At 64.8% G+C, this 14314-nt stretch carries 11 protein-coding genes and 1 tRNA gene; 2 read left to right on the forward strand and 10 right to left on the reverse strand.

What is annotated here, in order from left to right; translation table 11 throughout:
- Nucleotides 1–8: 8 nt before the first annotated feature.
- Genes eda through zwf form a run of 4 tightly spaced genes read right to left on the reverse strand, consistent with a single transcriptional unit; the run spans nucleotide 9 to nucleotide 4963 of the window.
- On the reverse strand, nucleotides 9–626 hold the full coding sequence (gene eda / locus ET21_RS0124065) for a bifunctional 4-hydroxy-2-oxoglutarate aldolase/2-dehydro-3-deoxy-phosphogluconate aldolase (protein ID WP_030541669.1): 618 nt from the start codon (nucleotides 624–626) through the stop codon (nucleotides 9–11).
- Entirely contained in the window at nucleotides 626–1642 is a 1017-nt protein-coding gene (glk, locus tag ET21_RS0124070) for a glucokinase (RefSeq protein WP_272945243.1), read from the reverse strand. Before glk ends, eda begins: the two co-directional genes overlap by 1 nt.
- Nucleotides 1643–1680: 38 nt before the next feature.
- Entirely contained in the window at nucleotides 1681–3507 is a 1827-nt protein-coding gene (gene edd, locus ET21_RS0124075) for a phosphogluconate dehydratase (RefSeq protein WP_030541671.1), read from the reverse strand.
- Entirely contained in the window at nucleotides 3500–4963 is a 1464-nt protein-coding gene (gene zwf / locus ET21_RS0124080) for a glucose-6-phosphate dehydrogenase (RefSeq protein WP_030541672.1), read from the reverse strand. Before zwf ends, edd begins: the two co-directional genes overlap by 8 nt.
- A gap of 195 nt (nucleotides 4964–5158) precedes the next feature.
- Here zwf and ET21_RS0124090 point away from each other — a divergent pair.
- Nucleotides 5159–5243 (forward strand) — tRNA-Leu (locus ET21_RS0124090).
- 256 nt (nucleotides 5244–5499) lie between these two features.
- Here the strand turns inward: ET21_RS0124090 and ET21_RS0124095 are convergent.
- The 6 genes from ET21_RS0124095 to ET21_RS0124120 form a co-directional block, all read right to left on the reverse strand.
- Nucleotides 5500–6645, reverse strand: a complete 1146-nt coding sequence (locus ET21_RS0124095; RefSeq protein ID WP_030541673.1) for an aminotransferase class I/II-fold pyridoxal phosphate-dependent enzyme — start codon at nucleotides 6643–6645, stop codon at nucleotides 5500–5502.
- 47 nt (nucleotides 6646–6692) lie between these two features.
- Nucleotides 6693–7382, reverse strand: coding sequence for a 6-phosphogluconolactonase (gene pgl, locus ET21_RS0124100; protein WP_030541674.1), 690 nt, complete (start codon nucleotides 7380–7382; stop codon nucleotides 6693–6695).
- 3 nt (nucleotides 7383–7385) lie between these two features.
- Nucleotides 7386–7859, reverse strand: coding sequence for a YbaK/EbsC family protein (locus tag ET21_RS0124105; RefSeq protein ID WP_030541675.1), 474 nt, complete (start codon nucleotides 7857–7859; stop codon nucleotides 7386–7388).
- Entirely contained in the window at nucleotides 7856–8860 is a 1005-nt protein-coding gene (gene galE / locus ET21_RS0124110; RefSeq protein ID WP_030541676.1) for a UDP-glucose 4-epimerase GalE, read from the reverse strand. Before galE ends, ET21_RS0124105 begins: the two co-directional genes overlap by 4 nt.
- A 156-nt stretch (nucleotides 8861–9016) precedes the next feature.
- Nucleotides 9017–11194 (reverse strand): 3-hydroxyacyl-CoA dehydrogenase NAD-binding domain-containing protein, encoded by a 2178-nt coding sequence (locus ET21_RS0124115; protein ID WP_030541677.1) that lies wholly within the window; start codon nucleotides 11192–11194, stop codon nucleotides 9017–9019.
- 104 nt (nucleotides 11195–11298) lie between these two features.
- The gene (locus ET21_RS0124120; RefSeq protein WP_030541678.1) at nucleotides 11299–12507 is read right to left on the reverse strand and encodes an acetyl-CoA C-acetyltransferase; all 1209 of its coding nucleotides are present in this window, start codon (nucleotides 12505–12507) and stop codon (nucleotides 11299–11301) included.
- A gap of 136 nt (nucleotides 12508–12643) precedes the next feature.
- On the opposite strand from ET21_RS0124120, the gene ET21_RS0124125 reads away from it, so the two are divergent.
- A complete protein-coding gene (locus ET21_RS0124125) occupies nucleotides 12644–14305 on the forward strand; it encodes an MFS transporter (RefSeq protein WP_030541679.1) in 1662 nt (553 codons plus the stop codon).
- Nucleotides 14306–14314 lie beyond the last annotated feature (9 nt).

Consider the following 14314-nt stretch of genomic DNA (forward strand, 5'->3'; position numbering starts at 1 on the left):
CAATGGCGTCAGCGCGCCAATGCAGCGGCTGTCCGCGCCAGCGCCTCGATCTTGTCCGCATCGACCGGACCCTTGGGCACGACCCAGCTGCCGCCGACGCATTTGACGAAGGGTTCCGCCAGCCATTTGGGCGCGCTCTCCGCCGTGATCCCGCCGGTGGGGCAGAAGCGCGCTTCGTGAAGAGGCGCGGCCAGCGCCTTGAGCGCGGGCAGTCCGCCAGAGGTTTCGGCGGGAAAGAATTTGAAATGGGAAAGGCCCATGTCCATGCCGCGCATGATGTCCCCGGCCGTGGTCGTGCCGGGCAGGAATGGCACGCCCGCAGCGACGGCGGCCTTACCCAGCGGCTCCGTAAGGCCGGGGCTGACGATGAAGCGCGCGCCCGCATTCATCGCGGCGTCCAGTTGCGCGGGATTGAGCACGGTGCCCGCGCCCACGACCGCGCCGTCCACTTGCGCCATTTCGCGGATCACGTCGAGCGCGGCGGGCGTGCGCAGCGTCACTTCCAACGCCGGAAGGCCGCCTTTCACCAGAGCGCGGGCGATCGGCAGGGCGTCCTCGACACGCTCCACCACCAGCACAGGGATGACGGGCGCCAGTTCCATCACTTGCGCAACGTTCAATTGCATCACTTCGTCTCCCGGAAGGCGGCGGCGGCGCCATACAATCCAATTTCCTCATGCAGCGCGAGGCGGATCGGCACCGTCGCCATCAGGCTTTCGAACCGGCCCTTGGCGATGAAGCGCCGGTGAAATCCGGTCTGCGGCAAAAGGTGGCGCATGCGCTGGGTAAGCCCCCCGGCAAGCACGACCGCGTGCGGGCCGTGCGCCAGGGCCAGATCGCCCGCCACTGACCCGTAGCAAAGGCAGAAGCGTTCGAACGCCGCCCGTGCGAACTCATCCGTGCCATCGACTGCCGCCTGCCACAGTTCGGCATCGTCCATCAGCATGACGCGCTCATGGCCGATCGTGGCCATCGCCTTGTAGATATTGTTGAGGCCGGGACCCGACACCATCCGCTCCGTCGACACGCGCAGGAACTTGTCGCGCAGATAGTCGAGGATCTTGTCCTCCAGCGGATCGACCGGCGCGAAGTCCTGATGCCCGCCTTCGGTCGCGACGATATGCGGTTCGCCATCGTCAAAGGCGATCATCGCCACGCCCAGGCCTGTGCCGGGGCCAAGGACGGTCACGCCGCCATCGCGCGGAAAGGGGCGGTCCTCGCCGAACAGCAAAGGCAGATTTTCCTGCGGCAGCCGCGCGACGGCATGTGCCACTGCCTCGAAATCATTGACCAGCCGCATCTGCTTGAGGCCCAGTTCCTCGTCCAGCGTTTCGGGCCGGATCATCCAGCTGCTGTTGGTCAGCTTGATCACGTCGCGCCCGATCGCCGTTGCAAAGGCGATGGAGGCGGCCTGCGGCAGATCGCCGCCCTCATCCTTGACGAAGGCCGCCCAGCAAGCCTGCAAGCTGGGGAAGTCCGCGACCTTATATTTGCGCACCTTGCCCAATGAAGGGACATTGCGCTCGTCCAGCCGCGCACGGGCGAAGCGGGCGTTGGTCCCGCCAATGTCGGCGGCGATGATATCGGTCATTGCAGGCACTTCCATCTCTTTTTTTTGCGTCGCATCGTCATGAGCGGACATCCGCGCGAGCGCCGCCGCCAGCATTGTGGCGGCGCCGATCACATTTCCGTTTCCATCGCCGCCAGGATCGGTGACGCGCCCTGTTCGGCAAGGTCGCTGTGATGGCGGAAGAGGGCGAACAGCTCGCGCCCCGTGTTGTAGGGCGGCGGCGGGGGCGCAGGCAGGTCCCGCGCATTCCATTCGGCGGCATCGACCAGCGCCTCGATCACGCCGGTTTCGGCGCAGACGCGGACCATGTCTCCATCCTTCAGCCTGGCGATCGGCCCGCCGCCCAGAGCTTCGGGCGACAGATGGATGGCGGCAGGCACCTTGCCCGAAGCGCCGGACATGCGGCCGTCCGTCACCAGAGCGACGCGGAAACCCCGGTCCTGCAACACGCCCAGCGCGGGGGTCAGCTTATGCAGTTCCGGCATGCCGTTGGCGCGCGGTCCCTGGAAACGCATGACGACCACCACGTCCCGCTCCAGCTCTCCCGCCTTGAACGCCCGCAGCACATCGTCCTGATCGTGGAAAATCGCGGCGGGGGCTTCGATCGTCCAGCGTTCGCGATCGACCGCGCTCACCTTCATGACGCAGCGGCCCAGATTGCCCGCGAGCAGGCGCATGCCGCCATCCGGGCTGAACGGATCGGAAACGGGGCGCAGGATCGAAAGATCGCGGGAAGCAGGAACATCGCGCCATTGCAGCGCCTCATCCTCGATCACCGGCTCCTTGCCGTAATCGGTCAACCCGTCCCGCGCGACGGTCAATATGTCCCGGTGCAACAGGCCATTGTCCAGCAACTCGCGGATCACCACGGACATGCCGCCCGCCGCATGGAAATTGTTCACGTCACCCGCGCCGTTGGGATAGACCCGCGCCAGCAGCGGCACGACATCGGAAATCTCCGCGAAATCGGTCCAGTCGATGGTGATGCCCGCTGCACGGGCGATGGCGGGCAGATGGATGGCGTGATTGGTCGATCCGCCCGTCGCCATCAGGCCGATGATCGCGTTGACGATCGCCTTTTCATCGATGCAATGGCCCAGCGGCCGATAATCGTCGCCGTCCCAGCCGATCGCCGTCACGCGATGCACCGCCGCGCGGGTCAATTCGCTGCGCAGCTTCGTGCCCGGATTGACGAAGGATGCGCAGGGCATGTGCAGGCCCATCACCTCCATCATCATCTGGTTGCTGTTGGCGGTGCCGTAGAAGGTGCAGGTGCCAGCGCCATGATAGCTCGCGCTTTCCGACTCAAGCAGTTCCTCCCTGCCTACCTTGCCCTCCGCATAAAGCTGCCGGATGCGCACCTTTTCCTTGTTCGCCAGCCCCGATGGCATCGGCCCGCCGGGCACCAATATGGTTGGCAGATGGCCAAAGCGCAGCGCGCCGATCAGCAGTCCCGGCACGATCTTGTCGCAAATGCCCAGCAGCAGCGCGCCTTCGAACATGGCGTGGGACAGCGCGACCGCCGTCGCCAGCGCGATCGTGTCGCGGGAAAAGAGCGACAGGTCCATGCCTGCCTGCCCCTGGGTCACGCCGTCGCACATGGCGGGAACGCCGCCCGCCACCTGCGCCGTCGCGCCGACTTCGCGCGCGGCGATCTTGATGGCTTCGGGATAGCGGCCATAGGGCTGATGCGCCGACAGCATGTCGTTATAGGCGGTGACGATGCCGATATTCATCGCCTGACCGGACCGGATCACCGGCTTGTCCTCGCCACTGGCTGCGAAACCGTGCGCCAGATTGCCGCAGGACAACTGCGTCCGGTTGGTGCCCGCGTCGCGCCCGCGCTCGATCAGGTCGAGATATTTGCGCCGCTGCGGCGCGCTGCGTTTGATAATGCGATCGGTGACCTTGGCGATCACCGGATGAAGGTCAGTCATGCCAGCTGGCTCCGTCTCGTTCGATAAGGGCAATGGCCGAGGACGGTCCCCAGTTCCCCGCTGCGTAGGGAGCGGGCTTCATCCCCGCTGCCTTCCAGCCGTCGATGATCGAATCGATCCAGGCCCACTGCGCTTCCACCTCGTCGCGGCGCACGAACAGCGTCTGGTCGCCCGCGAGCAGGTCCAGGATCAGCCGTTCATAGGCGATCCGGCGGCGCTGGCCCGCAAAGGCGGCGGTCAGCGACACGTCCAGCGTCACTTCCTCCAGATGAACGTCCCGCTCCAGCCCCGGCCTTTTGCTCATGATCAGCAGGCGGATATATTCCTCCGGCTGAAGGCGGATGATGAGCCTGTTGGGTTCCAGGCCGGACCCGCGCCCGTCGCGGCCGAAGATGGAATGACGAACGGGCTTGAACTGGATCTGGATTTCCGACTGACGCGTCGGCATCCGCTTGCCCGTGCGCAGGTAGAAGGGGACGCCCTGCCAGCGCCAATTGTCGATGAAGGCCTTGAGCGCGACGAATGTTTCCGTGTCCGATGGCCGCCCCAGCTCATCGGCATAGCCCGCGACGATCTCTCCGCCCACGGCCCCGGACGTATATTGACCGCGCACGCTCAGGGTCTTGACCGTTTCGGCCGTCATGGGCCGCAATGAACGCAGCACTTTCACCTTTTCGTCGCGCACGGCGGTCGAATCCATGCGGGCGGGGGGCTCCATGGCGATGATCGACAGGATTTGCAGCACGTGATTCTGCACCATGTCACGCAGCGCGCCGACGCCGTCATAATAGGAAACGCGGCCTTCCAGGCCGACCGTTTCCCCGACGGTGATCTGCACATGATCGATCGCCGTGGCGTTCCACAACGGTTCGAACATCACATTGCCAAAGCGCAGCGCCAGCAGGTTCTGCACCGTTTCCTTACCCAGATAATGGTCGACGCGGAAAATCTGGCTTTCATCGACCAGCGCGCCGATGCCGTCATTCACTTGCTTGGATGAAGCGAGGTCCTTGCCGATCGGCTTTTCCATGGCGATGCGCGACGTGGGCGTCAGCAGCCCCGCATCGGCCAGCCCTTGCGCAGTGGGCGCGAACAGCGACGGCGGGGTGGAAAGATAGACGGTCAGGCCCCGTTCGGCGCGTCCGTCCAGCCGTTCCGCCAGCTTCCTGAACTGCCCGGCATTGCCTGTTTCCACCGGCTGATAGACGATCATGCCGCACAGCTTGCCCGCGACCTCGGCATCATAGCGATCGGCGCCGACGAATTTCCGCAGGGCCTGATCGATGTCCTTGCGAAAGGCGGCATCGTCCATCTCTGTCCGCCCCGACGCCACGATCAGGAAGTCGTCCGGCAACAGCCCGTCCGCCAGAAGATTGTAGAGCGAGGGAAAGATCATGCGGTGCGCCAGGTCGCCCGTGGCGCCGAACAGCAGGAAGGTGGCAGACGGATCGGTCAAAGGATGCCCTTTTCCGTTGGAGTTGGTCATGTCTGCACGAAACCGCCCATATACCGGCGAAGTTTCGTTACGCAAGGAGGCTATAAGCCGTAGGGCGGGGACGCAACGGCAGATGGCGGAGCGATCGCATCCCGGCCTGATTTTTGTCTGGACGATGCGGCTCTATTTTGCCATTTGGCGCGAATATCCAGGCACGCGGGCGTGGTGAAACTGGTAGACGCGCCGGACTCAAAATCCGGTTCCGAAAGGAGTGTCGGTTCGATTCCGACCGCCCGCACCAAAGCGCAATCTGCTCCTGCGAAGGCAGGAGTTCAGATCGAACCTTGAAACTGGCTTCTTGTCATCGCCTGAAATAATTGATGGCGGCATGGACCTTGGCGCCAATAAAAACCCGATGGCCGAAGCCATCGGGTCAGGTGAGCTTTTACCAGGTAAAAGCCTCGGGTCGCATCGCCGGACCTACAGAAAAAATGTGACCGATCCACGAAAATCGGCCGGTCCATCCATATCGGACCAATTCATCCATTATTGAGAGATCAGGCGGTGACGTGCGCCGCCTGCGTCTTGAACCAGGGAATCATCCGGCTGATTGCATCTTGCACCTGGGCCGTGGACACGGCGAAGCTGAACCTTATATGCCGCCGCCCCTCATCCGGGTCGAAGTCGACCCCCGGCGCAGTCGCCACGCCGGTGTCATGAAGCAGCTTCCGGCAGAAAGCCAGGCTGTCGCCGGTCAGGTGGCCCACATCGGCATAAATGTAGAAGGCGCCGTCAGGCGGCGCGATTTCCCGCAGGCCCAGTGCTGGCAAGGCCGCCAGCAGCAGTTCGCGATTGCGCCTGTAGGTGGCGACATGGCCGTCAAGTTCGTCGCGGGCGTCGAACGCTTTCAAGCCCGCATGTTGCGCGAGGGAAGGGGGCATCAGGAACAGGTTCCCCATCCGCGCCCGCGCTGTTTCCACCAGGTCATGCGGCACCACGACCCAGCCCAGCCGCCATCCCGCCATGGAAAAATATTTGGAAAAGCTGTTCACCACCACCGCGCCGGGCGCATATTCCAACATGCTGCGGGCAGGCGCGCCATAGGACAGGCCGTGATAGATTTCGTCCGATACGATCCTGATCCCGCGCTGCGCGCACAGGCCGGCGATGCGCGCCATCTCTTCGGGCGGAATGATGGTGCCGGTCGGGTTTGCCGGACTGGCAACGATCAGCCCTTGTGGCGCGGGATCGATCGCCGCCAGCGCATCGGCGCTGATCTGGTATCGTTCCGCCGGGCCGCAGGCGACCTCCTCCGGCTCAAGGTACAGGGCTTTGATCGTGTTGCGATAGGCGACATAGCCGGGGCGGGCGATGACCACCCGGTCGCCGGGCATGAAAAGGCTGTTGAGCGCCAGGACCAGCCCCGGCGATGCCCCGCAGGTGAGCAGGATCTGCTCCGCCTCGACCGTCACGCCGTGCCGCTCGCGATAATGGCGTGCGATCCGTTCCTTGAGCGCGGGACTTTCCCAATAGCCCATGGGGTCCCTGTCCAGCACGCGATGCGCTTCGGCAATGGCGGCGGCGGGCGCGCCTGTCGACGGCTGGCCGAACTCCATGTGCAGGATCGATCGGCCTTCCGCCTCCAACCGATGGGCTTCGCGGCTGATGGCAATGGCGTGAAAGGGATCGATCTGCGCAACCATGCAGCTTGCCTAGGCGCGGAGGTGCCGGCCCGCAACCATCTTGACCGCTACTCGCTGATCCAGACCTCGACCGATACGCTCTGCTGGTTCAGCGCAAGGCGGATCGGCAGTTCCTCGACCGGTCCGCCAGCCAGTGCGCGATCGTAAATGGCGATCTTAGCCGCTCCGCTGATTTGCAGGAAGATATGGCGGCTGGACAATATCGCCCGTGCGCTCATCGACATGCGCTGGTGCGGCGCGGCGGGCGGCGTGACCGCGAGCGTCAGCGCCTCCGTCGAAATCCCTTCGGCCAACTCCTTCGCCTCCGGGAAGAGAGAGGCGGTATGCCCGTCTTCGCCCATGCCCAGCGCTATGATGTCGATCGGCCATGGCAATTGCGCGAAGGCGGCTTCGCAGGCGGGTTGCCCGGCATAGGCGTCAGCGGCGTCATTCTTCATGCCCACGAACCGCGCCTTGGCCGCTTCTCCCCGAAGCAGCGTTTCGCGGATCAGCCGTTCGTTGCTGTCCGCATGATCCGGCTCTACCCAGCGTTCATCGACCAGGGTGACGATGACCTTGGCCCACTCCAGCCTGGCCTGCGACAAAGCCTCCAGCACCGGCCGGGGCGACCGGCCGCCAGACAGGGCGATCGTGGCCACGCCGCGCGCCGCTATGGCGTCTTCCAGCAAGACGGCGATCCGCCGCGCGATGTCCGCTGCCGCCAGCGCGCTGTCGACGAAGCGATGTTCGGTAGGCATGGTTCAACTCTCTTCGGGAAGGGTGCAGATGTCGATCCATTTCGCACCGGTCAGTTCGGCAAGCCTTTCCGGCCTCAACTCGACGGAGGTGGTGCGCGATCCGGCAGCGGGAAACACCGTGTCGAAATCGCGCAAGGATATGTCGCAATAGACGGGCAGGGGTGTGGCGAGGCCGAAGGGGCAGACACCCCCTACCGGGTGGCCGGTCAGTTCCTCCACCTCCTCGCGGTCCAGCATGCGCGGCTTCGCGCCCAGCGCCGCCTTCGCCTTGCCATTGTTCAGCCGGGCGTCTCCCCGCGCCACGACCAGCGCGACCTCGTCGCCGATCCGCAGGGACAATGTCTTGGCGATGCGGGCGGGGATGACGCCCAGCGCTTCGGCCGCTTCCGCGACCGTGGCCGTGCTGACGCCCTGATCGATGACCGGCACGTCAGGCGCATGAGTGGAAAAGAAGGCGCGAACCGTCTCTTCGCTCATTCGCCGCGAATCTCGCTCAGCTTGCGTTCCCAGGCGAGCGCATGGGTCACGATCTGGTCCAGATCGGCATAGCGCGGCTGCCAGGGAAATTCCGCCATGATCGCGCGATTGTCGGAAATGAGCGAATCAGGGTCGCCCGCGCGCCGCCCTTCCATGCGGCGTTCGATCTTGAGGTTGGTCACCCGGTCGACGGCATCCAGCACCTCAAGCACGGAAAAGCCGCGCCCATATCCGCAGTTGAGCAGATAATTCTTGTCCGGCGCCGCCATCAGGGCGGCGAGCGCCAGGACATGCGCCGCCGCCAGGTCCGTGACGTGAATATAATCGCGCACGCCGGTGCCATCGGGCGTGTCGAAATCCGTGCCAAACACTGAAACGCCCTCGCGCTTCCCAAGCGCCGCCTCGACCGCCACCTTGATGAGGTGCGTCGCGCCCGCCGTCGACTGGCCCGACCGGCCGTCCGGGTCGGCACCGGCGACGTTGAAGTAGCGTAGCGCGCAGAAATTCATCGGATGCGCCGCCGCCACGTCGCGCAGCATATATTCGGTCATCAGCTTCGACATGCCATAGGGGTTGATCGGCCGCTGCGGCGTGCTTTCCTTGACCGGGCTTTCCTCCGGGATGCCATAGGTCGCGGCGGTCGAGGAAAAGATGAAGTGCGGCACCCCTGTGGCGACGACGCTTTCGATCAGGTCGCGAGTCTTGGCGCTGTTGTTGTGATAATATTTGAGCGGGTTTTCGACCGATTCCGGCACCACGACCGATCCGGCAAAGTGCATCACCGCCTTCACGCCATGGTCGCGCAGCGTCTGCTGCACCAGCGGCTGGTCGGCAATGTCGCCCTCGACGAAAGCCACGTCCTCCGGCACCGCCCAGCGGAATCCCGTCACCAGATTGTCGATCACCACCACGCCATAGCCCGCATCGCGCAGCGCCAGAACCGCATGGCTGCCGATGTAACCGGCGCCCCCCGTGACCAGAACCGTCGGCTTGTCGCTCATAAAGGGAATCTCTCCAGCTAAGTCGGTGGCGGATACCATGGCGGCAGCCGCTGCCCGACGACTAGCCCAGCGGCGCCGGAAATCCCACCCCGTTCATGCTGCACCGCGAGATGAAAGGAGTTGGGCGAGAGACGCGCCGCTGTCCGATGACATGCCTCAAGCCGCCGCCTGCACACGCCCGGCGTCATAGAAGGTCGCGCCGCTCGCCGCCATGTCCTGCAACTGCACCGTTGGCGCGAAACGCTCCCCATGCCGCGCCGCAAGCCGCTCCAGCACGGCGACGACAGGGCCGATGCCCAGCGTGTCCATGTGGCTGAACGGCCCGCCAGTCCAGGCCGCGAAACCCCAGCCGAAGATCGCGCCGATATCGCCGTCCTCCGGCGTCTCCAGCACGCCTTCCTCATAGCAGCGCGCGCATTCGACCAGTTGGCGGTAGAGCAGCCGCTCCTTCACCTCCTCGACATCGGGCTGGACGGGCGCGCGGGGGAACATCTCCTCCAGCCCGGTCCACAGATGCTTCTTGCCGCCTTCGGGATAGTCATACCATCCCTTGCCGCTTTTCCGCCCCAGCCTGCCCAGTTCCACCATGCGCGCCATAACCGCATCGGACGGCTGGGCGACATAGGCGTCGCCCAGATCCTTCTGCGCCGCCAGCACGACCTTGTGGCCAAGCTCGATCGACACTTCGTCGCCCACCGCCAGCGGGCCCACGGGCATCCCAAGCTGCCGCCCGGCATTTTCGATCAGAGCGGGGTTGATCCCCTCCGCGACCATCTCCACCCCCTCCTGCACATAGGTGCCGAAACAGCGTGAGGTGTAGAAGCCGCGCGAATCATTGACGACGATGGGCGTCTTCTTGATCTGCGCCACGAAATCCATCGCCTTGGCGATAGCCGCCGGGCCCGTTTCCTTGCCCAATATGATCTCGACCAGCGGCATTTTCTCCACGGGCGAGAAGAAGTGGATGCCGATGAAATTGGCTGGCTTGCTCCATGCCCTGGCCAGCTTGGTGATGGGCAAGGTGGAGGTGTTCGACCCGAAGATGACGTCCGGCCCCAGAACCTCCTCCACCTTCTTCGTGACCTCGGCCTTGATGGCGGCATCCTCGAACACGGCCTCGATCACGAAGTCCGCTCCCGCGAGCGCGGCATAGTCAGTGGCCGGGGTCACGCGGGCGAGCGTTTCCGCCATTTTTTCAGGCGTCATCCCCTTGCCCAGCCTCTTTTTGAGCTGCTCCTCGACATGCGCCTTGCCCTTTTCGGCAAAGCTCAGGTCGCGGTCGAACAGGATGACCTCCATGCCCGCCTGCGCTGCAACGGTGGCGATGCCCGCGCCCATCATGCCCGCGCCCAGCATGGCCAGCTTCCTCGTCGGCGCCTTGGGCTGATCGGCAGGCCGCCTCGCGCCGCGTTCGGCCGCCTGCTTGTTGACGAACAGGCTGCGGATCATGTTGGCGGCCTGAGGATCGGCGGCGACCTTGGCGAAATATTTGCTCTCTATGCGGATCGCGCGGTCGAACGGCAGGATCGCCCCTTCATACACGGCCGACAGCAGCGCGATGGGCGCATTCATGTTCCGCTGCGTCTGTTTCAGCGTCATGGGCAACGCCCCCGCCATCGTCTGCACGAAAGCCGGATTGAATCCGCCCGCGCCGCCGGGGAATTTGAAACCTTTCTGATCCCATGGCTGAACGCTGGCGGACGGGTTGGCCTTTACCCACTGGATCGCCGCCGCGACCGCCGTTCCCTGCGGCACGACTTCGTCCACCACCTTCATCATCGCCGCTTCGGCCGGCCGGAACAGCTTGCCCTGCAACATATAGAGCAGCGCCGCCTGAACCCCGATGATCCGGGGCAGCCGCTGCGACCCGCCGCCGCCCGGAAACAGGCCGATCAGGATTTCGGGCAGGCCCATCTGCGTCCTGGAACTGTCGCCCGCGACGCGGTGATGACAGGCAAGCGCCAGTTCGAATCCGCCGCCGACACAGGTGCCCTCGATCGCGCAGGCCACTGGCTTGCCGCAGGTTTCAAGGCGGCGGAGCAACCGGTTGAGGATGAAGACCTTGTCGAAAATCTCGGCTGGGGCATGGCGCTTGCCGCTCTCGCTCGCCAGCATCGACCCGAAATATTTGAGGTCCAGGCCCGCCATGAATCCGGCTTCCTTGCCCGATGCTATGACCGCGCCCTTCACCGCCTCATCCGAAGCGATCCGCGTGACCGCCTCGTCCAGGTCGGCCAGAAACTCCGGTCCGATGACGTTCATCGACTGTCCCGGCACATCGATGGTCAGGGTGGCGATGCCGTCCGCATCTACGTCGAAATCGATGGTCTGCATGGTGATGCTGCCTCTCAACTCGGTTCGCCCTGACATTGTCGAAGGGCTGTTCTTGTCTTCAGGATCGTGAAGCGTCTCGACGGGCCGGGCCCGGACGGAGCGCGTCAGATCCTCTCGATGATGATTCCGGTGCCCATGCCCGCGCCGACGCACAGGTTGACCAGCGCCGTGCCCTTGCCGGTCCGCTCCAGTTCGTCCAGCGCCGTGCCCAGCACCATCGCGCCGGTCGCACCCAGCGGGTGACCCATGGCGATCGCGCCGCCATTCACGTTGATCTGGCCATGATCCAGGTCCATCGCCTGCATGTAGCGCAGCACCACGCTGGCGAAGGCTTCGTTGAGTTCCCAAAGGTCGATGTCGCCCTTGCTCATCCCCGCGCGGTCCAGCAGCTTGCCCGCGACATATTCCGGGCCGGTCAGCATGATCAGCGGTTCGGAACCGATGGAGGCCATGGCCCTGATGCGCGCGCGCGGCTTCAACCCATATTTCTCGCCCATATCCTTGTTGCCGACCAGCACGGCGGCCGCGCCGTCCACGATCCCCGAACTGTTGCCCGCATGGTGGATATGGTTGACCCGCTCCAGTTCGGGGTAGCGGAGCAGCGCCACCGTATCAAAGCCCGGCATGTCTTCGCCCAGCGCGGCGAAGCTGGGTTTCAGCGCGCCCAGCGACTGCATTGTGGCGTCGGGGCGCATATGTTCGTCATGGTCCAGAACTACCTGGCCGATGACGTCCTTCACCGGCACGATCGACCTTGCAAACCTTCCCTCGTCCCATGCGATCTTGGCGCGGCGCTGGCTTTCCACCGCATAGGCGTCCGCATCGTCGCGGCTGATGCCGAACTTGGTCGCGATCACGTCCGCGCCGATGCCCTGCGGCGCGAAATAGCTTTTATAGGCGACCGCCGGGTCCATCGCCCATGCGCCGCCGTCCGACGCCATGGGAACCCGGCTCATCGATTCGACCCCGCCGCCGATGGCAAGGCCGGCTTCGCCCGAATAGACCTTCGCGGCCGCCATGTTCACCGCTTCCAGCCCCGATGCGCAAAAGCGATTGATCTGCACGCCGGGGACCGTCTGGGCGTAGTCCGCGTTCAACGCCGCCAGCCGCGCGATGTCCGCGCCTTGCTCCCCGACCGGGCTGACGCAGCCCAGGATCACGTCATCGACATCGCCGGTGTCGATGCCGGTCCTGTCGCGCACGGCTTGCAGAACCTGGGTCGCCAGTTGGATGGGCGTGATTTCGTGCAGCGATCCATCGGGCTTGCCGCGTCCGCGGGGCGTCCTGACGGCATCGTAGATAAAGGCTTCCATCGCTATCATTTCCTCTCCGCCGGTAAACGCCAAGGCTGCCGGCCAGGGCCACAGATGTATTTACGTTTACGTAAAGCGCAAGCGTCTATTCCGCTGATTTGACGGCTGACGCCAAATCCGCTTGATCATTCACCGCGTGTCAGAGGCCGATTCCCTTAAGGCGCCTTCGCCCTTTTCCATCCCGGTTTTCCGCGCGGTCTGGTTCGCCAGCCTTGCGTCCAACTTTGGCGGGCTGATCCAGTCGGTGGGCGCGGCATGGATGATGACCTCGCTCTCCGCTTCTCCGCAACTGATCGCGCTGGTGCCCGCGTCGACCACCTTGCCGATCATGCTGCTGTCCCTGTGGGCGGGGGCCGTGGCCGACAATCTCGACCGGCGGCTGGTGATGCTCTGCTGCCAGATCTTCATGCTGCTCGTGTCGGCCTTGCTGGCCCTGTCCGCCTGGGCGGGCATCCTGACGCCTTGGAGCCTGCTGGCCTTCACCTTCGCGGTCGGTTGCGCGACGGCCATCAACGGCCCGGCTTGGCAGGCTTCGGTCGGCGACATGGTGCCAAGGGCCGCCTTGCCCAGCGCCGTGTCCCTGAACAGCATGGGTTTCAATCTGGCTCGCAGCGTGGGGCCGGGGCTTGGCGGCGTCATCGTGGCTGCGGCAGGCGCGGCGGCGGCGTTTCTGACCAATGCGCTCAGCTACATCGCACTTGTCATTGTCCTGTTGCGCTGGCGGCCCGACCGCCCGCCGCACCCCTTGCCGCGCGAGCGGCTGGGCGACGCCATGCGGGCTGGCGTGCGCTATGTTTCCATGTCGCCGAAAATCCAGACCGTCCTGTTGCGGAGCGGCGCTTTCGGGGTGGGCGCCAGCGCCATATCCGCGTTGATGCCGCTGATCGCGCGCGATCTTCTGCATGGCGGCGCGATGACCTTTGGCACTTTGAGCGGCGGCTTCGGCATGGGCGCGGTACTCGGGGCGCTTTCCACCAGCCGTCTCAGAAGTCGTTTCCGCATCGAAACTATCGTCCGGGCCGCGTCGGTGCTGCTGGGCCTGGGGATGGCGATCGCCGCTTCGTCCAGCCTTCTCGTGTTCGCCTTTGCGGGTCTGCTGCTGGGCGGGGCGGGGTGGGTCGCTGCGCTCGCCACCTTCAACATCTCCGTCCAGATGTCGGCTCCCCGCTGGGTGCTGGCGCGCGCGGTCGCGCTTTATCAGATGTCGGCGTTCGGCGGCATGGCCATGGGTGCATGGCTGTTTGGCTGGCTGGCGGAACATCATGGCGTCGCCGCCGCGCTCTACATCGCCGCCGCCTCGCAGATCGCCGTCGCCCTGATCGGCTTTTTCCGCCCCTTGCCGCAAACGGGCGAAGACAATCTGGACCTGCAAAATCACTGGCGGGAACCGCAGACCGCCGTGCCGGTCGAAGGGCGGAGCGGGCCGGTGGTCGTGACCATAGAATATCGCATTCCCGCAGGGTCGGTCGTGCCGTTCCTTGCGGCGATGAACGAGCGCAGGAGGATTCGCCGCCGCGACGGCGCGCATGGCTGGTCCTTGCTGAGGGACCTTGGCGACCCGGAACTGTGGCTCGAACGCTATCATGTCTCCACCTGGCTGGACTATGTCCGCCACAACAGCCGCCGGACCATGGCCGACCTCGCCAATTCAGAAGAAATACGGCGATTGCACATCGGCCCTAATCCGCCGGTCGTTCACCGCATGATCGAACGGCAGACCGGCTCCCTGCCCTTGGGCCGGACGCCTGATCCCCGCGAACTGGCCGACCCCATGACCGATCCGACCCGGTCTAGCTGACGCGCTTTT

This window comes from Sphingobium sp. DC-2 (genome assembly GCF_000722555.1).
Classification (GTDB): domain Bacteria; phylum Pseudomonadota; class Alphaproteobacteria; order Sphingomonadales; family Sphingomonadaceae; genus Sphingobium; species Sphingobium quisquiliarum.

Excerpts from the sequence above, each read along its gene's own strand:
- ET21_RS0124120 (WP_030541678.1), bottom strand. The coding sequence starts at position 12,507 with ATGGAAGCCTTTATCTACGATGCCGTCAGGACGCCCCGCGGACGCGGC.
- ET21_RS0124095 (WP_030541673.1), bottom strand. The coding sequence starts at position 6,645 with ATGGTTGCGCAGATCGATCCCTTTCACGCCATTGCCATCAGCCGCGAA.
- edd (WP_030541671.1), bottom strand. The coding sequence starts at position 3,507 with ATGACTGACCTTCATCCGGTGATCGCCAAGGTCACCGATCGCATTATC.
- galE (WP_030541676.1), bottom strand. The coding sequence starts at position 8,860 with ATGAGCGACAAGCCGACGGTTCTGGTCACGGGGGGCGCCGGTTACATC.
- ET21_RS0124115 (WP_030541677.1), bottom strand. The coding sequence starts at position 11,194 with ATGCAGACCATCGATTTCGACGTAGATGCGGACGGCATCGCCACCCTG.
- pgl (WP_030541674.1), bottom strand. The coding sequence starts at position 7,382 with ATGCCTACCGAACATCGCTTCGTCGACAGCGCGCTGGCGGCAGCGGAC.
- eda (WP_030541669.1), bottom strand. The coding sequence starts at position 626 with ATGCAATTGAACGTTGCGCAAGTGATGGAACTGGCGCCCGTCATCCCT.
- ET21_RS0124105 (WP_030541675.1), bottom strand. The coding sequence starts at position 7,859 with ATGAGCGAAGAGACGGTTCGCGCCTTCTTTTCCACTCATGCGCCTGAC.
- glk (WP_272945243.1), bottom strand. The coding sequence starts at position 1,642 with ATGTCCGCTCATGACGATGCGACGCAAAAAAAAGAGATGGAAGTGCCT.